General features: G+C 68.8%; 23 protein-coding genes. 5 read left to right on the top strand and 18 right to left on the bottom strand.

The annotated features are described in order from the left end of the window. Nucleotides 1-10: 10 nt before the first annotated feature. The 6 genes from AA983_RS09420 to rimM all read right to left on the bottom strand — a co-directional run bounded on the left by AA983_RS09420 (nucleotide 11) and on the right by rimM (nucleotide 4,149). The gene (locus AA983_RS09420; RefSeq protein ID WP_047311985.1) at nucleotides 11-331 is read right to left on the bottom strand and encodes a DUF2469 domain-containing protein; all 321 of its coding nucleotides are present in this window, start codon (nucleotides 329-331) and stop codon (nucleotides 11-13) included. Beyond that, on the bottom strand, nucleotides 328-1,071 hold the full coding sequence (locus AA983_RS09415; protein ID WP_047311984.1) for a ribonuclease HII: 744 nt from the start codon (nucleotides 1,069-1,071) through the stop codon (nucleotides 328-330). Before AA983_RS09415 ends, AA983_RS09420 begins: the two co-directional genes overlap by 4 nt. 26 nt (nucleotides 1,072-1,097) lie before the next feature. Further along, nucleotides 1,098-1,745 carry a signal peptidase I gene (gene lepB / locus AA983_RS09410; protein WP_052947048.1) on the bottom strand — a complete coding sequence of 216 codons (648 nt, stop codon included), beginning with the start codon at nucleotides 1,743-1,745 and terminating at the stop codon, nucleotides 1,098-1,100. A gap of 29 nt (nucleotides 1,746-1,774) precedes the next feature. Further along, nucleotides 1,775-2,140, bottom strand: coding sequence for a 50S ribosomal protein L19 (rplS, locus tag AA983_RS09405; RefSeq protein ID WP_047311983.1), 366 nt, complete (start codon nucleotides 2,138-2,140; stop codon nucleotides 1,775-1,777). A 278-nt stretch (nucleotides 2,141-2,418) separates the two neighbouring features. Then, nucleotides 2,419-3,600, bottom strand: a complete 1,182-nt coding sequence (gene trmD / locus AA983_RS09400; RefSeq protein WP_047311982.1) for a tRNA (guanosine(37)-N1)-methyltransferase TrmD — start codon at nucleotides 3,598-3,600, stop codon at nucleotides 2,419-2,421. 3 nt (nucleotides 3,601-3,603) lie between these two features. Then, complete coding sequence (gene rimM / locus AA983_RS09395; RefSeq protein WP_047311981.1) at nucleotides 3,604-4,149, bottom strand: ribosome maturation factor RimM; 546 nt, start codon at nucleotides 4,147-4,149, stop codon at nucleotides 3,604-3,606. 98 nt (nucleotides 4,150-4,247) lie between these two features. On the opposite strand from rimM, the gene AA983_RS09390 reads away from it, so the two are divergent. Beyond that, the gene (locus AA983_RS09390; RefSeq protein ID WP_129665216.1) at nucleotides 4,248-4,676 is read left to right on the top strand and encodes a DUF4190 domain-containing protein; all 429 of its coding nucleotides are present in this window, start codon (nucleotides 4,248-4,250) and stop codon (nucleotides 4,674-4,676) included. A 61-nt stretch (nucleotides 4,677-4,737) separates the two neighbouring features. Here AA983_RS09390 and AA983_RS09385 read toward each other — a convergent pair whose 3' ends face one another. The 4 genes from AA983_RS09385 to AA983_RS09370 form a co-directional block, all read right to left on the bottom strand. Next, nucleotides 4,738-5,175 (bottom strand): DUF2752 domain-containing protein, encoded by a 438-nt coding sequence (locus AA983_RS09385; RefSeq protein WP_082128826.1) that lies wholly within the window; start codon nucleotides 5,173-5,175, stop codon nucleotides 4,738-4,740. A gap of 115 nt (nucleotides 5,176-5,290) precedes the next feature. Further along, a complete protein-coding gene (locus AA983_RS09380; RefSeq protein WP_047311979.1) occupies nucleotides 5,291-5,533 on the bottom strand; it encodes an RNA-binding protein in 243 nt (80 codons plus the stop codon). A gap of 5 nt (nucleotides 5,534-5,538) precedes the next feature. Beyond that, nucleotides 5,539-6,024 (bottom strand): 30S ribosomal protein S16, encoded by a 486-nt coding sequence (rpsP, locus tag AA983_RS09375; protein ID WP_047312203.1) that lies wholly within the window; start codon nucleotides 6,022-6,024, stop codon nucleotides 5,539-5,541. A 226-nt stretch (nucleotides 6,025-6,250) separates the two neighbouring features. Then, nucleotides 6,251-7,762, bottom strand: coding sequence for a helix-turn-helix transcriptional regulator (locus tag AA983_RS09370; RefSeq protein WP_047311978.1), 1,512 nt, complete (start codon nucleotides 7,760-7,762; stop codon nucleotides 6,251-6,253). Nucleotides 7,763-7,958: 196 nt separating this feature from the next. Here AA983_RS09370 and aceA point away from each other — a divergent pair, with 196 nt between their 5' ends. From aceA to AA983_RS09355, 3 genes are all read left to right on the top strand, one after another. After that, complete coding sequence (aceA, locus tag AA983_RS09365) at nucleotides 7,959-9,254, top strand: isocitrate lyase (protein ID WP_047311977.1); 1,296 nt, start codon at nucleotides 7,959-7,961, stop codon at nucleotides 9,252-9,254. Nucleotides 9,255-9,451: 197 nt separating this feature from the next. Then, nucleotides 9,452-11,092, top strand: a complete 1,641-nt coding sequence (gene aceB, locus AA983_RS09360; RefSeq protein WP_047311976.1) for a malate synthase A — start codon at nucleotides 9,452-9,454, stop codon at nucleotides 11,090-11,092. A gap of 80 nt (nucleotides 11,093-11,172) precedes the next feature. Continuing rightward, nucleotides 11,173-11,493 carry a putative quinol monooxygenase gene (locus tag AA983_RS09355; RefSeq protein ID WP_047311975.1) on the top strand — a complete coding sequence of 107 codons (321 nt, stop codon included), beginning with the start codon at nucleotides 11,173-11,175 and terminating at the stop codon, nucleotides 11,491-11,493. A 17-nt stretch (nucleotides 11,494-11,510) separates the two neighbouring features. Here AA983_RS09355 and AA983_RS09350 read toward each other — a convergent pair whose 3' ends face one another. Continuing rightward, entirely contained in the window at nucleotides 11,511-12,419 is a 909-nt protein-coding gene (locus AA983_RS09350) for a GNAT family N-acetyltransferase (protein ID WP_197078997.1), read from the bottom strand. Next, the gene (locus AA983_RS09345) at nucleotides 12,412-13,503 is read right to left on the bottom strand and encodes an amidohydrolase family protein (protein ID WP_047311974.1); all 1,092 of its coding nucleotides are present in this window, start codon (nucleotides 13,501-13,503) and stop codon (nucleotides 12,412-12,414) included. The genes AA983_RS09350 and AA983_RS09345 overlap by 8 nt, the downstream gene beginning before the upstream one ends. A gap of 133 nt (nucleotides 13,504-13,636) precedes the next feature. On the opposite strand from AA983_RS09345, the gene AA983_RS09340 reads away from it, so the two are divergent. Beyond that, complete coding sequence (locus AA983_RS09340; protein ID WP_047311973.1) at nucleotides 13,637-14,365, top strand: alpha/beta fold hydrolase; 729 nt, start codon at nucleotides 13,637-13,639, stop codon at nucleotides 14,363-14,365. A gap of 100 nt (nucleotides 14,366-14,465) precedes the next feature. On the opposite strand, the gene ffh is transcribed toward AA983_RS09340, so the two are convergent. The 6 genes from ffh to AA983_RS09310 form a co-directional block, all read right to left on the bottom strand. Beyond that, a complete protein-coding gene (gene ffh, locus AA983_RS09335) occupies nucleotides 14,466-16,079 on the bottom strand; it encodes a signal recognition particle protein (protein ID WP_047311972.1) in 1,614 nt (537 codons plus the stop codon). Between the two features lie 345 nt (nucleotides 16,080-16,424). Next, the gene (locus AA983_RS09330; protein WP_047311971.1) at nucleotides 16,425-19,028 is read right to left on the bottom strand and encodes a [protein-PII] uridylyltransferase; all 2,604 of its coding nucleotides are present in this window, start codon (nucleotides 19,026-19,028) and stop codon (nucleotides 16,425-16,427) included. 272 nt (nucleotides 19,029-19,300) lie between these two features. Continuing rightward, the gene (locus tag AA983_RS09325) at nucleotides 19,301-19,639 is read right to left on the bottom strand and encodes a P-II family nitrogen regulator (protein WP_047311970.1); all 339 of its coding nucleotides are present in this window, start codon (nucleotides 19,637-19,639) and stop codon (nucleotides 19,301-19,303) included. Continuing rightward, nucleotides 19,636-21,057 (bottom strand): ammonium transporter, encoded by a 1,422-nt coding sequence (locus AA983_RS09320; protein WP_047311969.1) that lies wholly within the window; start codon nucleotides 21,055-21,057, stop codon nucleotides 19,636-19,638. Before AA983_RS09320 ends, AA983_RS09325 begins: the two co-directional genes overlap by 4 nt. Before the next feature lie 203 nt (nucleotides 21,058-21,260). Continuing rightward, nucleotides 21,261-22,640, bottom strand: a complete 1,380-nt coding sequence (gene ftsY / locus AA983_RS09315; protein WP_047311968.1) for a signal recognition particle-docking protein FtsY — start codon at nucleotides 22,638-22,640, stop codon at nucleotides 21,261-21,263. A gap of 55 nt (nucleotides 22,641-22,695) precedes the next feature. Beyond that, nucleotides 22,696-22,974, bottom strand: coding sequence for a hypothetical protein (locus AA983_RS09310; protein ID WP_129665195.1), 279 nt, complete (start codon nucleotides 22,972-22,974; stop codon nucleotides 22,696-22,698). Nucleotides 22,975-23,023 lie beyond the last annotated feature (49 nt).

Below are 23,023 nucleotides of genomic sequence, written 5' to 3'. Positions count from 1 at the left end.
TGTGGGCGAATCAGGTGAAGTCGGGGCCGTCGGGGATCTCGAGGTCGTTCTTCGACAGTTCCTCGACGTTGACGTCCTTGAACGTCACGACGCGCACGGTCTTGACGAAGCGCGCGGGGCGGTAGATGTCCCACACCCACGCGTCCTGCATCGTGACGTCGAAGAAGACGTCGGCGCCCTCACCACGCACCTTCATGTCGACGGCGTTGCACAGGTAGAAGCGACGCTCGGTCTCCACGACGTAGCGGAAGAGCCCGACGACGTCGCGGTATTCGCGGTAGAGGGCCAGTTCTTGCTCGTTCTCGTACCGCTCGAGGTCCTCGGCGCTCATGCCTGCGTGCTCCTCACGTCATGGTGTGCTTCGGGCACCTGCTGGTCTTCTGCCTCGGCCGCGCGGAAGGTCTTCCACGAGCGACGGTGCAACTCACACGGCCCGTGCTCGGCGATCGCCGCCAGGTGTCCGGGCGCCGAATACCCCTTGTTGATCTCCCACCCGTAGACGGGGTGGCCGGGGGCAGCCTCGGCCATCATGGCATCACGCTCCACCTTCGCGAGCAAACTTGCCCCGGCCACCGACGAGCACCGCATGTCGGCCTTGATCTGGGTGACGACCTCGGGTGCACCCCCGACGACGTCCACTGCGTCGAGAAGTCCGAGCAGGCCGACGCTCTCGGGTTCGGTGAGCCAGTCGTGCTTACCGTCGAGGATGACGACGTCCGGCGTCACCTCGAGGGCCGCGAGCGCCCGGGTGCCGGCGAGACGGAGTGCCCGTGTCATGCCCATCTCGTCGATCTCGGCGGGGCTGGCGTGCCCGACGGCGCCTGCGACGGCCCATCGGCGCACCTTCGCAGCCAGCGCCGGACGCTTGGGTTCGGGCACGAGCTTGGAATCCTTGACGCCCTGCGGCACGGTGCCCGTCGTCGCGGAGACGACGCAGACGCCCACGCTCACCGGCCCCGCGAGGGCGCCGCGGCCCACCTCGTCCATGCCGGCGATCAGTGTTCGCCCGTCGCGCAGCAGTTGCCGCTCGAGGCGCAGGGTGGGCGTCTTCGACGGGGTACGAACCGCCACGTCGGGCCTCCTCTCGGCGTCCGGGCTCACGAGCCCGACCAATACTTCCACGCCACGCGACCGACCACCTTGTCCACGGGCACGTACCCCCCGCCGGGGTCACCGAGATGGTTGCGGGAGTCGTCGGAGTCGTCTCGGTTGTCGCCCATGACGAACAGCTTTCCCTCGGGCACGCGCACGGAGAACGGCTGCGCCGAGGCTCGCTTCGAGCCCCGCCCGAGGTACGGCTCGGCCACACGTCGACCGTTCACCGTGAGCACGCCCTTGTGGTCGACGACGACGTGATCGCCGCCGACACCGATGATCCGTTTGAGGTAGTCCTGCTCGTCCGGGCGGAACCCGAGCCATCCGGCTGCGGTGTCGATGACGGCGAGCACTCCCCCGCGTTCGGCGGGCTGATAAAGCGAGCCCTCGCCGGAGAAGACGACGACGTCACCTCGGGCGAACTCGGCGCGCTTGTCGACGACGATGCGGTCGCCGGCCCCATAGTTCGGTTCCATCGAGCGCGACGGCACGGTGAAGGTCTCGAACCAGAAGGCGTGGGCGAGGAGCATTCCGACGACGATGACGCTGAGGACGCCGATGGCCGTCCGCCGCCAGGGAACGCCGAAGGCGCGACCTCGTCGTGAGGTCGCGCCTTCGGGTGAGCGACCGGACGCAGCATGACGCTTCATCGCAGGGTCGCTTCGGTTCGTCGCGAGGTTCAGGCCTTCTTGGCCGGAACGGCGTCGCGCTTCTCCTTGATCTTGGCAGCCTTACCGCGCAGGTCGCGCAGGTAGTACAGCTTGGCGCGACGGACGTCACCGCGCGCCAGAACCTCGATCTTGTCGATGACCGGGGTGTGCACCGGGAAGGTACGCTCCACGCCGACACCGAAGGAAACCTTGCGGACGGTGAAGGTCTCGCCGACGCCGCCGCCGTGACGGCGGATGACGACACCCTTGAAGACCTGGACACGCGAGCGCGTGCCCTCGATGACCTTGACGTGGACGTTCAGCGTGTCACCGGCGCGGAAGTCGGGGACGTCGGAGCGCAGGCTCGCCGCGTCGATCGCGTCGAACTTCTTCATGATCTACTCAAATCTGTGGCACACGCAGGTTGCCACGGTCAGGCTCGGCCGGAGCCGAGTTGCTGTCGGTTGTGCGCCTCGTCGAGTCTCATGGTCCGGCGTGTTCGGTGCGGTGATGCCCGAGATGATCTGGATCAAAACCCCGGGGGTACCGACCGGCCGTGCCACTCCCCCTGCGGCGGGGACTCGTCGTGACAAGACGCAAGGACTCATCTTGCCAGAGCGGGCGCGCTCTCACGAAATCGCGCGACCTCCTGGACACGGGCGTGCGTGGAGCGTCAGCTCTGGCGTCGCTTCTCCAGGTCAACCGTGCCGGAACGGGTGCCCCCACCCGGCATCACCCTGTACTTGGCCTTCTTCGCGAGGCGCAGGACGCGCTCACGTCCGACGTCTACGTTCACGCGCAAGCGGGTGATGTCGGCGGGCGCTGCGGCCTCTGCGTACTCGAGCAGCGCGCGACCCAGGCCACGCCCGGAGAGGTCGGGCGCAACCATGAGCCGCCCGATCTCCCACGTGGTCTGACGCTCGGGCAGCCGGCGGGCGCGCACCGAGGCGACGAGACGCCCCTCGCTGCGCACCACCCACGTCGTCCAGTTCGCTTGCGCGTCACGCAGATCATCGACGGTTTCTGCCGGCGCTTCCCACCAGGCGTGCTCCGGCTCGGCACCGGCCACTTCTCCGGCCCAGCAGGCGCGCTGTAGGGTCATGAGTTCGCCGAGGTCGGCCGGCACGAGCGCCTGCGGCACGATGTCGATGCCCGCGAGCGCCGCCGACGCGTGAAGCAAGTCGGGGCGCCGGGCGGCCGTTCGTTCGAGGCGCTGCTCGTGCCGCCATGCCGCCACCTTGGCGTGGTCGCCGGAGAGGAGGACCGGCGGAACCTCACGCTCACGCCATGACGCCGGCTTCGTGTAGACGGGGTACTCGAGCAGGCCGTCCTCGTGCGATTCCTCGACGAGCGACTCCGCGTTCCCCATGAAGCCCGGCAGGAGCCGTGCGGCTGCCTCGATCATGGCGAGCACCGCGACCTCACCGCCGTTGAGGACGTAGTCACCCAGGGAGATGACGCGCACAGGCATCACCTCAGCGGCCGCTTCGTAGACGCGTTCGTCGATGCCCTCGTACCGGCCGCAGGCGAAGATCATCCAGGGCTCGTCGGCGAGCTCACGCGCCACCTTCTGCGTGAGCACCTCTCCCCCGGGCCCGGGAACGATGAGCGTCGGCGTGCCCTCGCCGAGGCCGCGCACGTGCTCGAACGCCTCCCACCACGGCTGAGGTTTCATCACCATGCCGGCGCCGCCCCCGTAGGGCGTGTCGTCGACGGTGCGGTGCCGGTCGTGGGCGAAGTCGCGCAGGTCGTGCACGGCGACCTCGAGCAACCCCTTGCGCTGGGCCTGGCCGGGCAGGCTGAGGTTCAGCGGTTCGAGGTACTCCGGAAAGATCGAGATGATGTCGCAGCGCACGAATCAGGCTTCTTCGACGTCGTCGGAGTGAGCATCGGTGGGGCGTCCCAGTTCCAGCAGGCCGGGCGGCGGTGTGACGACGATGCGGCGCTCGTCCTCGTCGACCTCCGGCACGATCTCCTCGACGAACGGCAGGAGAACGTCGTAGCCGTCCACCCCGTCGACGACGAGCAGGTCCTGCACCTCCCGCGATTCGAGACCCTTGACAGTTCCGACGGCCGTGCCGTCCTCGAGGACGACGCCGAAGCCGAGCAGGTCTTCCTCGTACCAGGCGTCGTCCTCGACGAGTTCGTCCGCGGCCGCAAGCAGGTTGATGCCGCGCAGCCCCTCGGCAGCGGTGCGGTCGGGAGCCTCCTCGAACGCCAGGAGGTAGATGCCGTTGTGGACGCGCGTCGACCGCAGCGTCAGCGGTCCGCGGTGAGCGGGGTCGGTGACGAAGGCTGCCCCGGCGACGAAGCGTTCCTCGGGCGAATCGGTGTGCACCTGCACCGTCACTTCACCTTTGAGCCCGTGGGCCTTTCCGATTCGTGCGACGACAACTTCATCCATGCCTCCATTCTGTCAGGACATGCCCACCGCTTCGTCGTCCCCGCGGGCAGGGGCGATTCCTACTACGGTTGGGGCAGGACTCACACGGAGGAGAGAACATGAGCAACCCCATGGACCCCCAGAACAACCCGCAGCAGAACTACGGCAACCAGCCGAACTACGACGCGAACGGCCAGTCGCAGGCTCCCTACGGCCAGGGCAGCCAGGCTCCCTACGGTCAGCCCGGTCAGGATGTCTACGGTCAGCAGGCGCAGGGCGGCTTCGGCCAGCCCGGTGGCGCGCCGTACCAGGGCATGACGATGGAGAACAAGAAGGCCCTGCCGGCCCTCATCTGCTCCTTCCTCGGCCTCCTGTGCGGCATCCTCTCGATCGTCGGAATCGTCCTCGGCGTCATCGCCCAGAAGGAAATCCGCGAGAGCAACGGCATGCAGACGGGCGCTGAGAAGGCCAAGCTGGCCATCATCGTCGGCGCCGTCGTCACCATCCTCAACCTGGGTATCGGTATCTGGGTGGCCACTCAGGGCTGACCCCGGCACGAGCGACGAAGGGCTGCATCCCCACCGGATGCAGCCCTTCGTCATGTTCACATCAGGGATAGAAGGCCGCGCCGATCGGCAGGTTCCGATACAGCGAGAAGGCGACGCACACCGCGATCAGCACCGGCGCCACGACACCCCGCTGCACCGGGAACATCCACGGACGCGTGCTGCCGGTCCATCGATCCCGAACAACGCTGATCCACCACGCGAGCACCAAGGGCACGGCACTCACGAGGAGCGGATTGCTGAAGAAGGCATCGACGATACGCAGGTTGGTGAGGTCGTTCACGGCACGCAGGCCGCCGCAGAAGGGGCAAGCAAGACCGAACAGCGCGATGGACGGGCAGCGTCCCCACGACGCATCGACGTGAGGATCACGCAGGTACAGGAGGCCGGAGGCCAGCGCCAAGGAACCGGCGACGACGAACGGCCCCAAGAGACGGCGCTCCCGAGGGCGCTGGTCTCGAGCCACCATCGTTTCGGTCACCCTTCAACGCTACCTTTCGCCTGCCGGCGGCCCGGCATCCCCTCCAGACCCGAAGAACACGAAGCAGCCCTCCCACCTCGTCGAGGTGGGAGGGCTGCTTCGTCGGTGCACCGGCTCAGCGCGAACGGTCGGTGTCGACGATGTCGACGCGAACCGAACGGCCACCGGCCAGCGCGGAGACCACGGTGCGAAGGGCGGACGCCGTTCGACCGGAACGGCCGATCACGCGACCGAGGTCGTCCGGGTGGACGCGAACCTCGAGGAGTTCACCCCGTCGTCCGTCCTTGTGACGCACGACGACGTCGCCGTCATGGTCGACGATGCCCTTGACGAGGTGCTCCAGTGCTTCTTCGAGCACGAGGATCAGGCCTCTTCGGTCTTCTCGGCCTCAGCTGCGGGAGCCTCTTCGGCCTTCTCCTCAGCCTTGGCCTCGTCAGCCTTGGGCTCCTCGGCCTTGTCGGCCTTCTTCTTGGCCGTCGTGGCGCCGCCCTTGGAGGTGTCGGCGTTCTGAGCGGCCTTGAGAGCGGCTTCGTAGAGGGCCTTCTTGTCGGCCTTCGGCTCGGCCGTCTTCAGCGTGCCCTCGGCACCCGGCTCGCCCTTGAACTTCTGCCAGTCACCCGTGATCTTGAGGAGCGCGGCGACCTGCTCGGTCGGCTGCGCGCCGACGGAGAGCCAGTACTGCGCGCGCTCGCCGTCGATCTCGATGAGGCTCGGCTCTTCCTTGGGGTGGTACTTGCCGATCTCCTCGATGGCACGGCCGTCGCGCTTCGTACGGCTGTCCATGACGACAACGCGGTACTGGGGCTGACGGATCTTGCCGAGGCGCTTGAGGCGGATCTTGACTGCCATGGTGGCGGTCTCACTTTCTGTGTAGGTGAACCACGGCGAGACCGCTCGGCGAACGGGCACGAGCGCAGCCTGACGCGAAGGAAATTTCGCGGATGACCGACGTCGACCGGCGTCCGAACGGGGAACCGTGATTCGGGGTAGGCGTGCATCCGGCCGATTGCCGGGCGCACGGGTACAGCTTCATTCTGCCAGAAGCGAGCCCACCCGCCGAATCCCCTCCCCTCCGTCAGCCGTCCTCGCGCGCGTGCCGCTCGAGGAACTGGTAGACCTCGGTGTCGTCGACGCCGGGGAACGTGCCGGGCGGCATGGCGGCGAGCAGGTGCGAGTGCACGCGAGCGCTCGGCCAGGAGCGACCGTCCCATCGGCTCGCAAGTTCCTGTGGAGGGCGCGTGCAGCACGACGGGTCGGGGCAGCGCGAGAGCGAACGCTCGGTCGTCTCCCGGCCGCGGAACCACTTGACGTGCTGGTAGGGCGTACCGACGTTGACGGAGAACAAGCCACTCGGCGTGCGGTCCACGAACGCCGAGCACCAGTACGTGCCCGAGCGCGTGTCCGTGTACTGCTGGTAGGAGCGCGACAGGTCGGGCTGATCGAAGACGGCGCGCGCCGTCCAGTGCTTGCACACGCGCTGGCCCTCGATCGCGCCCGTGGCGTCGGTCGGGAACTGGATGCCGTCGTTCTCGTACGCCTTGTAGATGACGCCGTCGGAGCTGATGCGCATGAAGTGCACGGGGATGTCGAGCACCTTCGTCGCGAGGTTCGTGAAGCGGTGCGCCGCCGTCTCGTAGGAGACGCCGTAGGCATCGCGCAGATCCTCGATGGAGATGTCCTTGGCCTCCTTCGCGTCGAGAAGGCGGCGCCCCACCTCCTTCTCCGGCATGAGCACGGCGGCGGCGAAGTAGTTGATCTCGACGCGCTGGGAAAGGAACTCCGCGTAGTCGGCCGGCACCTCGTGGTCGAGCACGAGATGACCGAGGGCCTGCAGGGCGAGAGACCGTGCGTCGTGCTGGCCGGCCTCCGGCTGCGGCAGATAGATGCGCCGGTTCGCGAGGTCGCTCACCGTCCGGGTTGAGCCGGGAAGATCCGAGGTGTGCACGAGCTGGTAGCCGAGGTGTTCGGCGATGCGGTCCACAGAGGCTCGCGAGACGGGCCCACCACGGTGCCCGACGTCGGAGAGCAACTGCGCAGCCGCGCCCTCGATGTCGGCGAAGTAGTTGTCGGCCTGCCTCATCCGGGTGCGCAGCTCGGCGTTCGCGCGCCGTGCGTGCTCGGGCGTCGCCGCCTGCTCGCTGCGCATCGCCGCCATCGCCTCGTGCATTCCGACGAGTGCCTCGAGCGCCTCGGTGGGCAGCCGCGGTCCGATGCGGACGCTCGGCAGCCCGAGCGAGGCGTACGTCGACGCCCGCTGCGCACGCTCCAGACGGATCTCGAGGGCCGCTCGCCGTGACGGCGGCGCTGTCGCGAGAAGGTCGGCGAGCGGCACGTCGAGCGCCTCGGCCAGCGACGTGAGGACCGAGAGCCTCGGCTCCCTCTTGCCGTTCTCGATGAGCGAGAGCGCCGACGGGCTCATGCCGATCGCCCCCGCCACGTCACCGAGGGTGCGCTCCGCCTGCTGACGCACGTGACGCAGGCGCCGGCCGATCGTCAGGGCGTCGGGGGCTGCCCGCTCCACGGGCGCCGCCTCCTCGGCCGCAGCACGGGCCGAGGCGAGCCGCCCTTCGCGCATCTTCTCGTTCATGACTCCACTTTCCGGCCTGCGTGACGGCCGTCACGCCAGCTTCGCGACGAAAGACGGCTCAAACTTGCTCAAAACGTAAATATTCGTCGATATTTACTCGAAAAGTATACCTACTTGTGCGTTCTTCTCGGTCAGAGTTGAGTCATCGATCCCCACCGGGCACCTACCAGGGCCCATAGAGGAAGGACTGGAGCCAATGACCTCCGAGCAGATCATCAAGACGATCGACGACCGCGCAGCCGCGATCCAGAAGGACTGGGACACGAACGAGCGCTGGAAGAACGTCGAGCGCGAGTACACCGCCCAGGACGTCGCCCGCCTCCAGGGCAACGTGCAGGAGGAGTTCACCCTCGCCAAGCGCGGCGCCGAGCAGCTGTGGGACAAGCTCCACACGGAGGACTTCGTCAACGCCCTCGGTGCGCTGACCGGTAACCAGGCCGTCCAGCAGGTCAAGGCCGGCCTCAAGGCCATCTACCTCTCCGGTTGGCAGGTCGCCGGTGACGCCAACCTCGCCGGTCAGACCTACCCGGACCAGTCGCTCTACCCGGCCAACTCCGTACCGCAGGTCGTGCGCCGCATCAACAACGCGCTCATGCGCGCCGACGAGATCGAGTTCTCCGAGGGCATCAAGTCCGTCGACGAGTGGATCGTCCCGATCGTCGCCGACGCCGAGGCCGGCTTCGGTGGCCCGCTCAACGCCTACGAGCTCATGAAGTCCATGATCAACGCCGGTGCCGCGGGTGTGCACTGGGAGGACCAGCTCGCGTCCGAAAAGAAGTGCGGTCACCTCGGTGGCAAGGTGCTCATCCCGACGAAGCAGCACGTTCGCACGCTGAACGCCGCCCGCCTCGCCGCCGACGTCTCGAACGTCCCGTCGGTCGTCATCGCCCGTACGGACGCCGAGGCCGCCACGCTCATCACCTCCGACGTCGACGAGCGCGACCAGCAGTTCCTCACCGGTGAGCGCACCAACGAGGGCTTCTACAAGGTTCGCAACGGCATCGAGCCCTGCATCGAGCGCGCCAAGGCCTACGCGCCCTACGCCGACCTCATCTGGATGGAGACGGGCACACCGGACCTCGAGCTGGCCAAGAAGTTCGCCGAGGCCGTCAAGGCCGAGTACCCGGACCAGATGCTGGCCTACAACTGCTCGCCGTCGTTCAACTGGCGCAAGCACCTCGACGACGAGACGATCGCGAAGTTCCAGAAGGAACTCGGCGCGATGGGCTTCAAGTTCCAGTTCATCACCCTCGCCGGCTTCCACGCCCTCAACTACTCGATGTTCGACCTGGCTCACGGCTACGCTCGCGAGCAGATGACGGCGTACGTCGACCTGCAGGAGCGCGAGTTCGCCTCGGAGAGCCGCGGCTACACGGCCACGAAGCACCAGCGCGAGGTCGGCACGGGTTACTTCGACCTGGTCTCCACGACGCTCAACCCCGAGTCGTCGACGACCGCCCTCAAGGACTCGACGGAGAGCGCTCAGTTCTGATCGCCACCGTCTGAGTAAGACCAACCCCCGCCTGTGCGGCCACCTGGCTCCGACCGCACGGGCGGGGGTTCACTTTCCACCCCGTCCAGCACCCGAACCCGCTCCACGAGGGCCTGCGTATCGGGGATGATGGGTTTCACCGTTCCACCCGCGACGCCCGACGGCGTTGCCCCCGCGCTTCTTCGAAGGAGGGCCCCATGAGCTCTTCACCCACCGTCCGCGGCCGGATGCATCCGGGCTTCGACGAGATCCTCACCCCCGACGCCCTCGCGTTCCTGGCACGCCTCGACGGCGAGTTCGCCGGACGTCGCGCCGACCTGCTCGCGCAGCGTCGCGCGCAGTCGCGTCGCATCAACCGGGGAGCCGACCTCGACTTCTCCCCCGAGGAGATCGCCGCGCGTGAGGACGACTCGTGGAGCGTCGCACCGATCGCTCCGGGCCTCGCGGACCGCCGCGTCGAACTCGTCGCGCCGGTGACGCGCAGCCACGTCGAGCACGCCATGGCCTCGAACGCGTCCACCTGGCTGGCCGACCTCGAAGACGCCACGGCGCCCACCTGGTTCAACCTCATCGACGGTCAGATCGTCCTGCGTGACGCGGTGCGCGCCTACGCGGCCCGCCCGCAGATCAAGCGCCCGACGCTCATCATGCGCCCGCGTGCCTGGCACCTGTGCGAGAAGCACATCACGATCGACGGTCGCCCGATCTCGGCCACGCTCGTCGACTTCGGCCTGTACTTCTTCCACAACGCGAAGGCGCTCATCGAAGCCGGCTACGGCCCGTACTTCTACCTGCCGAAGATCGAGTCCGGTGCCGAAGCGCGCCTGTGGAACGACATCTTCAACGCGGCCCAGGACGCCCTCGACATCCCGCGCGGCACGGTGCGCGCCACCGTCCTCATCGAGACGCTGCCCGCAGCGTTCGCGATGGAGGAGATCCTCTTCGAGCTGCGCGAGCACGCCTCGGGCCTCAACGCGGGCCGCTGGGACTACATCTTCAGCTACGTGCGCACCTTCGCCCACCGCGGTGACGAGTACGTGCTGCCCGACCGCGAGCGCATCACGATGACGACACCGTTCATGCGCACGTTCACCGACCTGCTCGTCGCCACCGCCCACAAGCGCGGCACGCACGCCATCGCGGCGCCGGCGGCGAACAACCCGACGGTTCAGGACGAGGAGCGCCGTCACCGCGCGCTCAACGTCGTGCACGCCGAGAAGGAGCGTGAGGCCGAGGAGGGATTCGACGGCTCCTGGGTGGCGCACCCGGCCATGGTCGACACCGTGATGTCGGCGTTCACGCACGTGCTCGGCGACAAGCTCGACCAGATCGAGGTCAAGCGCACGCCGCGTCACGACGCGCACGCGCTCGTCAGCCTCGAAGGCACGATGCAGACCACGAGCCTGCACGGTGTGCGCAGCAACGTCAGCGTCGCCCTGCAGTACCTCGCCGCGTGGATCGACGGCCAGGGCGCCGTCGCCATCGGCAACTACATGGAGGACGCCGCGACGACCGAGATCTGCCGTGCGCAGCTGTGGCAGTGGATGCACCACTCGACGCAGCTCGCCGAAGGTCCGCAGGTCTCGCGTGCCCTGCTCGAGCGCCTCATCGACGAGGAGATGATCAAGCTCAAGCGCGGCGCCGACGCCGACATTCAGTTGCGTCTCGACGAGGCCCGTGAGGTGCTCGAGCGTTCGGCCCTGACCGACGAACTTCCCGGGTTCTTCACGAACTACGCCTACGTGCGGTTCCTCCTCGACGAAGGCCTGCGCATGCCGCGCGGCATCGACGCCGAGGACCTGCGTCAGTCGGAGAAGGTTGCCGGCGACGCGGCCTGATCGACAGGTGGTAGACAAGGGGATGTGCCGAGAAGTCGGCACATCCCCTTGTCTATGCCCCGAGTGAAAGGCACCTTCCGATGATCTTCATCGTCGTCAAGTTCGACGTCCGCCCCGAGCACGCCGAGACGTGGATGGACCACGTCGCAGCGTTCACCGAGGCCACCCGCGCCGAGAGCGGCAACCTGTGGTTCGACTGGAGCCGCAGCGTCGAGAACCCGAACGAGTACGTGCTCGTGGAAGCGTTCAAGGACGACGCCGCAGAGGCACACGTGAACTCCGAGCACTTCAAGACGTTCACCGCCGAGGCGCCTGACAAGCTCGCCTCCACGCCGCGAATCATCAGCCGCCAGATCGACGGCGAGGGCTGGGACGAGATGGGCGAGATCAGCGTCGACTGACGGCCCTCGACAGCCCCTCAGACGAGGCGCGGGCGCAGTCGGAGAGCCGCCCGCGTCACGTCTGAGGGATTGCCGCTGATGCTCGCGACGATGTCGTCACCGCGGGCGACGGTGGCGCCGGCACGCAACAGCGCGTCGTGAGCGGCCTCCGCGTCGTCACCGGCCAACCACACGACGGGCGCCGCTGCGTACCGGGCCGTCGTGAGGGCGGCGTCGAACGGCACATCGGCGAGGGCCACTCCCCCGAGTTCACGTGCGACCGCGAAGGCCGCAGCGGCCGGCGTGCCCGACCCGCACACGATGACACCCGTGGGCAGATCGTTCGCGGCGTGCGGCGCCGCGGGCCATTCCTCGCGCGTCACGGCGAACGAGTCGTGATCGAACCACGCGCTCCGACCCCCGAGACCGTCGGCCAGCCACAACATCCGGCGCATCGTGCGCTCGCGGCGGAACCCCAGGGAGCGCAGGAGGCCGGCCGACGTGTCGTTGCCGATGCGCACGTTCGCCTCGAGGCGATGAAGCCCCATACCGTGGGGCGCCTGACGTAGCACGATGCCGACGACGAGGGCCATCCCCTCGCGGAACAGACCGGTACCGACGTAGGGATCGAACGCGTTGTAGCCCATGGTGGCGCTCATGAAACGGCCGTGGACGACATTCGTCACGTTGACGCAGCCCACGAGCCCCGCCTCGTCACCTGTCACCCGGGCAGCGTCCTTGGCGCGGATGAGAAACGTGCGGTGCGTGGCCGACTGCGCCGCGAGGTGGTGGACGAGGTCGTCCGGGTTGACCGGGTTCCAGCGGCCGATCCGAGACGCTGACCGTGTCATCGCCTCCCGGTACGGGGCGATGTCACCACCCGTCGCCACACTGACGTGGACACGCTCACCGTCGGCGACGAGGAGGCGCCCGTCGTCCTCACTCAACGACGCGTCCGCGCAGGATGACATGCGTGGGCGCGGCGAGCACGCGAACGTCGTCGCGCGGGTCGCTCTCGTACTGCACGAGGTCAGCCGGGGCACCCTCGACGAGCGCTTCGTGGCCCAGCCATTCGCGAGCGCCCCACGTCGCCGTCGCGATGGCCTCGGTCGCGCTCATCCCGACGTTGAGCATCTCCTCCACCTCACGGGCGACGAGGCCGTGGGGCAACTGCCCGCCGGCGTCGGTGCCCGCGAAGATGCGCAAGCCTGCGTCCCGGGCCGCGCCGATGGTCTCGTACCGGCGCGCGTGTAGGTCACGCATGTGAGCGGCGTAGCCGGGGAACTTCTTCTCCCCCGCCTGCGCGAAGCTCGGGAAGTTGTCGAGGTTGATGAGCGTGGGCACGATCGCGATGTCGCGCTCGGCGAACATCGCGATGGTCTCCTCGGTGAGGCCGCTCGCGTGTTCGATGCAGTCGATGCCGGCTTCGGCGAAGTCGACGAGCGACTGCTCACCGAAGCAGTGGGCCGTGACGCGAGCGCCCTCCTCGTGGGCTGCGTCGATCGCCGGTTTGAGGGCCTCCTTGGGCCAGCAGGGCGCGAGGTCGCCGGCGTCGCGGTCGATCCAGTCGCCGACGAGCTTCACCCAGCCGTCGCCCCGGCGGGCTTCCTGACGCACGTAGGCGACGAGATCCTCCGGCTCGATCTCGTGGGCGAAGTTCTTGATGTAGCGCTTCGTGCGCGCGATGTGACGTCCGGCGCGCACGATGCGCGGCAGGTCCTCGCGATTGTCGATCCAGTGGGTGTCGACCGGTGAACCGCAGTCGCGCAGGAGGAGCGCGCCGGCCGCTCGGTCCGCGAGAGCATGCGCCTCGGCGTTCTCCGGTGCCCCACCGTGCGCCTCGAGGCCCACGTGGCAGTGGGCGTCGACGAGACCGGGAAGGAAGGTGCCTTCCAGCCGCGCCGCGTCGGCGGTGGCTGCCTTCTCAGGGGTTTCGAACGTGATGCGTCCGTCGATCACCCACGCTTCGGCCACTTCGTCATCGGGTCCACGCAGCACGCGACCGGTCAGGTGCAGGACGGTGTCGCTCATGCTCGTGACCCTAACGGGAGCCACCGAGCCAACGGGCGAGTAGGTGCGAGGTTCCTCACGTTGTCCGCCCATTTTCGCCGAGTGGCGGCGACGTGTGGAGGGCCTTCTCAGGCGTGAGCCGTATTCTGAAGAAATGTCCGGTTCTGTGGTGCTCGTGCACGGTGTGCGCTCTTCGCGCACCATGTGGCGACCCCAGATCAAGCGCCTGACGAAGCGAGGCTTCCACGTCGTCGCGCCTGATCTTCCCGGCCACGGCGAGCGTCAGGACGAGGAGTTCTCGCTCCCTGCGGCGTTGGCCACCATCGACGAGGCCGTCGCGTCGTGCCCCGAGCCGCCGATGCTCGTCGGGTTGTCACTCGGCGGCTACCTGACGCTGCAGTACGCCGCCACCACGCAGCGTCCCCTGCGCGCTGTGACGGTGGCAGGGTGCACCGCCGTGCCGAATCGCTTCCTCGCAGTGGCGTTTGGCGCCTACCTCTCCTGGCGGGACCGGCTGCCCGGCAACGCGGACGACAGCGTTCTCGCCGCCTTCGCGAAGGCCAACTCGCCCAAGGCCGCGCGCCACTACTACGGCGGCGGTCGCGCGAAGGCTCACGTCGTGGCCCCCGTCATGCGCGCACTGGGCAGCCTCGACGTGCTCGAGGCGATCGGTTCGATCGACGTGCCCGTGACGATCATCAACGGCCGGCGTGACGAGTTCCGGATCCACGAGCGCCGCTTCCTCGCAGCCAACGACGCGGCTCGTCTCGTCGTGCTCGACGATGCCGGCCACATCTCGAACCTCAACCGGCCCAAGCGCTTCACTAAGGAGCTGCGGGCGGCGTTCGAGCGCGCCGAGCGCCCGCCCCTCGTCGTCGCGTAGCCGACAATTCCTTCACCGGCTGTCCCCGGGCTGGGACGGCGAGGGCCGACCACTTCGTGTGTGGTCGGCCCTTCACGGTCATGCAGCGCTCTTCGCGCGATCAGTCCTTGTCAGCGCCCGGGCCGAGGAACTTCTCGAAGCCCTTGGGCAGCTTCATGTTGGAGTAGTCGGGCTCTTCCTTCATCTGCCCGAACGCGTTCTCCATGGCCTGGTTACGGGCGGCATCGGCCTTCTTCGCTGCCTCCGCTTCCTGCTGCGCGCGCTTGGCCGGGTTACCGCTCTTGCCCTTCTTCTTGGGCTGGCTCTTGCCGCGCTTGCCGCCACCGGCACCCATGCCCGGCATCCCGGGCATTCCCGGCATACCGCCGCCGTTCTTCAGCTGACGCATCATCTTCTGCGCCTGGCCGAAGCGCTCGAGCAGCTGGTTGACCTCGGAGACGCTCACGCCCGAACCGCGCGCGATGCGCGCACGGCGCGAACCGTTGATCTGCTTGGGGTTGTTGCGCTCGAACGGCGTCATCGAGTGGACGATGGCCTCGACGCGGTCGAACTCGCGCTCGTCGAGGGCGTTGAGCTGGTCACGCATCTGGCCCATGCCCGGCATCATGCCGAGCAGGCCCTTGATGTTGCCCATCTTCTTGATGGCCGACATCTGCTGGAGGAAGTCGTCGAACGTGAAGTCCTCGCCGCCGGAGAACTTGCGCGCCATCTCGGCGGCTTGGCGCTTGTCGAACGCGCGCTCGGCCTGCTCGATGAGCGTGAGGACGTCACCCATGTCGAGGATGCGCGACGCCATGCGGTCGGGGTGGAAGACCTCGATGTCCTTGACGCCTTCACCCGTGGAGGCGTACATGATCGGGCGACCCGTGATCGAGGCGACCGACAGCGCGGCACCACCACGGGCGTCACCGTCGAGCTTCGACAGGACGACACCGGTGAAGTCGACGCCGTCCTGGAACGCCGTCGCCGTCTCAATGGCGGCCTGACCAATCATCGCGTCGATGACGAACAGCACCTCGTGCGGGTTGATCGCCTCACGGATGTCGGCGGCCTGCTGCATGAGGTTCTCGTCGACGGCCAGACGGCCGGCCGTGTCGACGATGACGACGTCGTACTGACGCAGCTTGGCCTGGTTGACGCCGGCCTGCGCGACCCACACCGGGTCGCCGTACGAGCGCGTGCCCTCGGCGTTCTCCGAAACGGCGTCGTGGCCGCCCTCGTTGCCGCGCTCCGGCGAGAACACCGGTACACCGGCACGCTCACCGACGACCTCGAGCTGACGCACGGCGTTCGGACGCTGGAGGTCGGCGGCAACGAGCACCGGGAAGTGGCCCTCGTCGCGCAGACGGCGGGCCAGCTTGCCGGCGAACGTCGTCTTACCCGAACCCTGCAGACCAGCGAGCATGATGACCGTCGGGCCCGACTTGGCCATGTTGAGGCGCCGCGTCTGGCCACCGAGGATCTCGACGAGTTCCTCGTTGACGATCTTGACGACCTGCTGACCCGGGTTGAGCGCCTGGCTCACCTCGGCGCCCAGCGCGCGCTCGCGCACGCCACGGGTGAACTTCTTGACGACCGGCAGGGCCACGTCCGCATCGAGCAGCGCCATCCGGATGTCGCGGATGGTCGAGTTGATGTCGGACTCGGTCAGGCGCCCCTTGCCACGAAGATTCGTGAAGGTGGCTGTCAGACGGTCTGAGAGGCTGTTGAACACCGGCCCAGATTACCCGCTCCCATGCGGCCCCGTCAGATCGACCGTGCAGTGGCGCCGATGCCTAGCCCGTCGCGTCGGCGTTCGTCGATGTCGACGCTCGGTCTCGACGGGAAGGCCCGCGAGGATCGACGCATCGTGGCGACTGTCCCCATCTGCGATGCTCGTCCACATTGGCGTAGATGCAGATGTGGACGAGCATCGCAGATGGGGACGGGATTCGCGGATGGGGACGGGATTCGCGGATGGGGACGGGATTCGCGGATGGGGACGCAGATCGCAGAGGGGGACGGGTGCCGGGGTTCTTCGAGGTAGCGCTTCGTCGGGCGGTTCGAGCGAAGAGATGCGTCAGCCGGCGGTGCCGACGGCGTCGAGCACGGTGCCGATGACGCGCGCCGCGTGCGGCGGCGCCAGCGGCGAGCCCTGCTCGTCCGTGACGTAGAAGGTGTCGGCGCTGCGTCCCGCATATGTCGCGATGTGCGCGGAGCGCACGGAGACCCGCTCGGCGGCGAACGCCGACCCCACGTCGAACAACAATCCGAGACGGTCGGCGGCGCGCACCTCGATGACGGTCGCGTGCTGCGATGCACCCGGGACGACGAACGCGGACGCCCGCGGCATCGACGCGCGTGACGGCCCCGCGGCGGCGCGACGGCGCGCGTCCGCCTCGAGGGCACGCAGCGGCAAGCGGTCGCCCTCGCGCAACGTTCGCAGCGACCGCGCCAGGTCGCTCGTGCGCGGCACGTCGCCGTGCGGCACCTCGACGACCCATGTGTCGACGGCGAGGCCGTCGATCGTCCGCAGGTTTGCCGACCGCACGGACGTGCGTCGCAGCCCGAGCACGCCCGCCATGTCGGCGAAGAGGCCGAGCCGGTCGACGTCGACGATGCGGACGGTCACGACGCCGCTCACGCCCTCCAGTGGCTCGATCTCGACGACCACCTCCCCCGCCGCGACGCGTCCCCGCTCGTCCGCGCTCACGATGCCCGACGGGCTGCCAGCGTCGACCTGCGCCTGCACCCCGTCGCCTTCCGCGACCGAATCGGTCTGGCCCAGGGCCTGGGCTGACGCCGCGGGGGCGCGACCTGAGGGTCGAGAGACCGCAGGAGGAGAACCGGCGCGTCCGGTCGCCAGGTCCTCGGACGGCCGCTGCTCGGCCGTCGCCCCGGGCGATGACGCGTCGGGGGACGACGCACCCTCGAAGGTCGCGGCAGGTGCGGGAACGCCTGCGACCGTCTCCCCCGACGCGAACCGCCTGCGTGCTCGCGCGGCGAGGTCGCGCACGAGGCCGGCGCGCCACGTCGTCCACGCCTGTGGTCCGGCTGCTCGCGCGTCGGCCTCCGTCAGCGCGTCGAGCAGGTCGAGGCCTTCGGCGCTGCCGGCCGCCTCGCAGAGCATCCTGACGGTCGCAGGGTCGTCGGGGTCGCGTTTCGTCGCCAGATCGACGAGCGTGAGGTGTTCGCGCACGAGACGTTCGACGAGGTCGCAGTCGGCGCGATCGAAGCCCATGCGCTGGCAGATCGCCCGCGCGACGGGTGCGCCCTCCGCGCTGTGGTCACGCGCGCCTGCGACCTTGCCGATGTCGTGCAACAGCGCCGCGACGAGCAGCAGGTCGGGCCGTGCCACGTGCTCGCGCAGGCCCGCCGCGATGACGACGGCCTCGATGCCGTGTCGGTCGACGGTGAACTGGTGGATCGCGTTTCGCTGCGGGCGCGAACGCACCGTCGACCACTCGGGCAGCCAGACGTCGACGATGCCGCTCAGATCGAGGCCCTCCCACACGTCGACGATGCCGGGCCCGCTCGCGAGGAACCCCACGAAACCCTCCCGGATCTCTCGCGGCCACGGGGCGGGCAGCGGCCCGCAGCTCGCGACGAGGTTCGCGAGGGTCGTCGGCCCGATGAGCGCCCCCCGCGAGGCCGCCGCAGCGGCGGCGCGCAGCAACGTCAGGTGCCCGCCGTCGCGGCGCCCCGCGCCCAGGACGACCTCGCCGTCGTGCAGGTACAACCCGTGCCCGAGCGGCGTCAGCGACGGTCGGCGCGGCCCGACGCGCAACGTCCGGGCTCGCTGCGACTGGCCGGCCGCGCGCACGGTCGCGTCCGTCACGTACGTGATCGTGCGCGCCGCGTCGACGACGCGCGTCAGCAACTCGTCGCTGTCGGAGCACCCGAGCAGCGCCGCGACGGCGTCCTGATCCTGCAGGCTGAGCCGCTCCCGCCCCCGCCCGGTGACGACGTGCAACGCGTCGCGCACGTCGAGCAATTGCGCTCGGGCGCGTTCTGCGCTGGCGCGGTGAGGGTCGGCGAGCCACGCCGTCGTCAGCGCGCCGACGAGGCTGAGGTCGCGCAGGCCTCCCCCGGATTCCTTGAGGTCCGGATCAAGCGTCGTCGCGATGTCACCGAAACGCGAGTGCCGCGCCCGCAACGACTCGACGACCTCCGGCAGCCGCTTGCGCGCGGCACCGCGCCAGTCGGCGGCGATCGCCTGGCGTACCCCGGCGACGAGAACGTCGTCACCGGCCACGGACGCGATGTCGAGCATGCCGACCGCAGCGGCGAGGTCTGACGACGCGGCCTGGCGGCACTGCGCCAGCGTGCGCACGGAGTGGTCGAAGCGCACCCCTGCATCCCACAACGGGTACCACAGGGCGTCCGCGAGCTCGGTGATGCGCTTCGAGCCGACGTTGAGCCCGTCGTACAGGAGGACGAGGTCGTAATCGCTCAACGGCCCCGCATCGCCCCGGGCCTGCGAGCCGACGACGGCGAGCGCCACACCGCTCTGACGCTCGGGCAGCCGCGTCGCCGCACACGCATCGCGCCAGGCCTGCGCCATGAAGGCACGGGCCGACGCCGCGAGCCGCTCCCGACGTGCGGGGCCAGCGTCGGGTTGCTCGAACTCGCGCGTGCGCGCGAGGTCGAGACGTGCGGCGTAGTGGGCGGACACGGCGCTCATGGCTGCGTCGTCCTCTCTCGGAGGGCTGGGCGGGGGTTCTGCGCCGTCGATGGCTGTTGTTGTGCGTCTACGGCGACTACGACGGCGTGGCGCGCGGCGCGGTGCGCCTCATGAAGCGGGACGAACGCCGACGAACGCCGGGCCGGCGATGCTCACGCGGCGACGGCGTTCGTCAGGGTCTCGACCGAACCGGGGCGGCCGACCGCCACCGTCGGCACTCGGGCCACGAGGACTCGTGCGCCACGTCGGCGAGGCTCACGTCCCAGGGGCGCTCAGACCGCGGCAGCGCCGGTCTCGCCGGTGCGCACGCGCACGATGTCGTCGACGGGAACGGTCCACACCTTGCCGTCGCCGATGCGTCCCGTCTGCGCGGCACGCACGACGGCGTCGACGACGGCGGGCGCGTCGGCGCCGTCGATGACGACCTCGATGCGCAGCTTCGGCACGAAGTCGACGCTGTACTCGGCGCCGCGGTAAACCTCGCTGTGGCCGCGCTGGCGGCCGTAGCCGCTGACCTCGCTCACCGTCATCCCGGCGATGCCATAGGCCTCGAGGGCTTCCTTGACGTCGTCGAGCTTGAACGGCTTGATGATGGCGGTGACGAGTTTCATGCCTGCACTCCTCGCGGGTCGTTGTGTTCTGCGCCGGTGGTGCTGCCACCGAGGGGGCCGTGGCCGGACGGCAGCAGGCCGTGGCCGACGCGGGTGCCGGAGGCGAACCCACCGAAATCGTAGGCGGATTCGGCGTGCTCGGCGGAGTCGATGCCCGCGAGCTCGTCGTCGTGGTCGATGCGCCAGCCCATCGTCGCCTTGAGGGCGAGACCGATGACGGCGGTGAGCACGCCCGTGAACGCGAGGCAACCGAGCGCGATGACGATCTGCACGACCGTCTGCTCGTAGCCCTTGCCGTAGAGCAGGCCGTTCGTCGTCGACAGCAGGCCGGCGCCGATCGTGCCCCACAGGCCGGAGACGAGGTGGACGCCGACGACGTCGAGCGAGTCGTCCAGGTTGAACTTGAACTTCAGGCTGACGGCCAGGGCGCTGAGGATGCCGGCGACCGCGCCGAGGATGAGCGAGCCGACGGGGCTGAGCGCACCACAGGCGGGGGTGATCGCGACGAGACCGGCGACGACGCCGGAGGCGGCACCGATGGACGTCGCCTCACCGTCCTTGATCTTCTCGACGGCGAGCCAACCGATCATCGCCGCACACGTCGCGGCGGTCGTGTTGACCCACACGAGGGCGGCCGAACCGTCTGCGGCGAGCTCGGAACCCGCGTTGAACCCGAACCAGCCGAACCAGAGCAGACCGGCGCCGAGCATGGTCAGCGGCACGTTGTGGGGGCGCATGGGCACGCGGCCGAAACCGGCGCGGCGCCCGACGATGAGGGCGAGGACGAGGCCCGCCATGCCTGCGTTGATGTGGACGACGGTGCCGCCCGCGAAGTCGATCGGTGCGAACGTGGCCTTGCCGTCGGTCGAACCGAACATCGTCGCGGCGACGCCCTGGTCGGTGCCGCCGAGTAACCCGCCGCCCCACACCATGTGCGCGATCGGGAAGTACACGATCGTCGCCCAGATCGCGGAGAAGACGAGCCACGTCGAGAACTTCACACGGTCGGCGATGGCGCCGGAGATGAGCGCGACCGTCAGGCCCGCGAAGGTGAGCTGGAAGCCCACGAACGCGAGCTCGGGGATGTTTCCGTAGCCCTCGTACCCGAACGAGTTGAACACGTCGGCGACGTTGTGCAGACCGAACTTGTCACCCGGGTTCGCGATCAGCCCGGCGATGTCGTGGGTGCCGAACGACATCGAGTAGCCGTAGAGCACATAGATGATGCCGACGACGCCGAGGGCGCCGAACGACATCATCATCATGTTGAGCACCGACTTGGAGCGCGTCATCCCGCCGTAGAACAACGCCAGCGCGGGCGTCATCATGAGCACGAGCGATGCGCACAAGAGGACGAACGCGGTGGCCGCATAGTCGAGTTTGGGGGCGGCCTCTGCCGCCAGAAGGTGTGCGTTCATGCTCAGTGATCCTGCCCTCGCCACGTTTCAGCATGCGGCTCGCGATGTTTCGCCCATGTTTCGGATGCGGCGCTGACGTGAAATCGCGGTCACATCCTCAGGGTATGCACGCCATGCGAGACGTTTCGTGTCGAAGCGTGGACGCACGAGCGCCCACCGGCCGTGACTGCGGGTGGGCGCTGCGGGGCTCGAGACCGGCCTGCTCAGTCGAGCACCGCGTTGACGTACGCCTCCGGGTCGAAGGGCGCCAGGTCGTCAGGGCCCTCACCGAGACCGACGAGCTTGACCGGCACGCCCAGCGCACGCTGGACGTTGACGACGATGCCGCCCTTGGCCGTGCCGTCGAGCTTCGTCAGCACGACGCCGGTGACGTCGACGGCCTGACCGAAGACCTCGGCCTGACGCATGCCGTTCTGACCCGTCGTCGCGTCGAGGACGAGGAGCACCTCGTCGATGGGGCTGCGCTTCTCGACGACGCGCTTGACCTTCGTCAGCTCGTCCATGAGGCCGACCTTGTTGTGCAGGCGGCCGGCGGTGTCGATGAGCACGACGTCGCACTCCCCCTCCTGGCCGGCCTTCACGGCGTCGAACGCGACGGCGGCCGGGTCGGCGCCTTCCTTGTCCGAACGGACCGTGGGAACGCCCACGCGCCCACCCCAGGTCTCGAGCTGGTCGGCAGCGGCGGCGCGGAAGGTGTCAGCGGCACCGAGAATGACGTCCTTGTCCTCGGCGACGAGAACACGCGCGAGCTTGCCGACCGTGGTCGTCTTGCCTGTGCCGTTGACGCCGACGACGAGCACGACCGCGGGGCGGTCTCCGACGCGGCTGGCCGCGATACGACGGTCCATGTCGGGGCCCACCTGCGCGAGCAGTTCCTCGTGGAGCCACTGCGAGACGGTCTCCTCGTCGGTGGCACCGTGCACGGAGATGCGCTTCTTGAGGTTGTCGACGATCTCCGTCGTCGCCTCGACACCCAGGTCGGCACGAAGCAGCGTGTCCTCGACGTCCTCCCAGGCCTCGTCGTCCAGCGTCCCGCCGGAGAGCAGGCCGAGGAGGCCCTTGCCGAGGGCCGTGTTCGAACGGGAGAGGCGCTCACGCAGGCGCACCATGCGACCACGGGCGGATTCGGGCTTCTCGAGTTCACGGGTCTCGGCCGCCGTCGAGCTCGCGGCTTCCTCGTCGGCCTCGACGTCGAACGGGTTGGTCTGCGTGGCTTCCGCCTCGGTGAGCGGGCGGTCCTCATCGACCGTCTCACCCGTGGCGGGTGCGGCTTCCGCCGGCTTCGTCGGCTCTGCGACGTCGGCCGTATCGGTTGCGGTAGGAGCATGCGTTGCGTTTTCGGGCTTCGGCGCCTGGTTCTTCGCCGGTGCGGGTTCGGCCGTCTTCGACGTGTCGATCCGCATGCCGCTGCTCGGCTTGTACTGCGTTTTCTTGGCGACCGGCCGCTCGATCGGCGTCTGCTCGGTCTTCGGCGGCACCTTCGGCGCCTTGCGCGAACGACCGCGGACGAGACCGACGACGCCCGCCACCCCGGCGAGCAGGGCAACGACTACGACAGCAAGAATTTCCCAGAGCTGATCCACGGCCCCATCATTGCAAACCTCACCGAGAACCGGCCATCGGGAGGCAGCGGCTCACTCAGCGTTCGGGTCGGCGTGCACGCTCGGAACGTGCCACCCCGGCCGAAGCACTCTCGCCGGACTTCGCGGGCTTCTTGGTCGCGCCGGCCTCGCCGGCCGCACGCTTCACGGGGCCTCGACTCCGGCCGACCGGCGCGTCGTCGGAGAGCCGGAAGAGACGTTCACCGCGCGGCGTGAACATGCTCCGCCCCGCACGGCGGGCCGGCAGCGCCACGATGCCCACGACGAAGAGGGCGAGCGCGACGGCAAGCGTCATACCAAGAACGAGCCAGAACACCGTGTCTCCTCATGTGTGCGGGGTGCCTCACGATTGTGACCGGCGCACT

Source organism: Dermacoccus sp. PE3, from assembly GCF_001021715.1.
Taxonomy (GTDB): Bacteria; Actinomycetota; Actinomycetes; order Actinomycetales; family Dermatophilaceae; genus Dermacoccus; species Dermacoccus abyssi.
Note: the sequence above shows the minus strand (reverse complement) of the source record. Positions and strands in the feature narration are given on the sequence as shown.